Annotated in this window: 1 protein-coding gene; it reads left to right on the top strand. The window is 46.9% G+C overall.

Features of this window, described 5'->3' with window-relative positions:
* Nucleotides 1–34: 34 nt before the first annotated feature.
* Nucleotides 35–571 (top strand): hypothetical protein (locus KP705_RS16385; protein ID WP_215765017.1); only part of this gene is annotated, 537 nt, incomplete at its 3' end.

The raw sequence follows: 571 nt of genomic DNA, 5'->3' as shown, positions 1-571 counted from the left end.
CATCGTTCGAGATCAGTCTGATGGATCTCTGAAGATGATGAAGAAGCGTGTCATCAATGATGCTGAGCTTTTCACGAAGCGTGATGAAGGCGAAGCCACGATAGGTGTCCCTAAATCATTGGATATGTTCGGGCCCGATATTGCTATGGCTCTCTGTGTTGAGCCTTCTCTTGATGGTCGTGTCATCGTTGGTGATGAAATAAAATTCGAGCAGATGGAGAATAAGATTGTTGGGCTGATGCTCCCGCATCATGCTTTCTATAACGTCTCTGAACCCTGTCTTATGGTCCAGAATTATACGCAGACGCCTGACACTGAACTCGGCAAAAAGGCTCTCGAACTCATTGAAGTTGTCTCTAAGCGACACCATCAGCAGGTTATCGAAAAACTCCAAAAAATTGGATGCGATGCTCTAACGGGGCGTAATCTGTTTGCGTTGCGTGGTTCGTGGGAGCTTGGCAACAGGGATATCAATGCGGTGGATGATTCCGCAAAAGCATATATGCTTGACACTTACACGATATCTCACATGGGTAGAGGTGGGGGTAGCGTCTTAGAAGATGGGATGCTG

The organism is Gluconobacter sp. P1D12_c (assembly GCF_018812105.1).
GTDB classification, from domain to species: domain Bacteria; phylum Pseudomonadota; class Alphaproteobacteria; order Acetobacterales; family Acetobacteraceae; genus Gluconobacter; species Gluconobacter oxydans_A.
The sequence above is the reverse complement of the archived record's forward strand: the minus strand, read 5'-3'. Positions and strand labels throughout refer to the sequence as shown.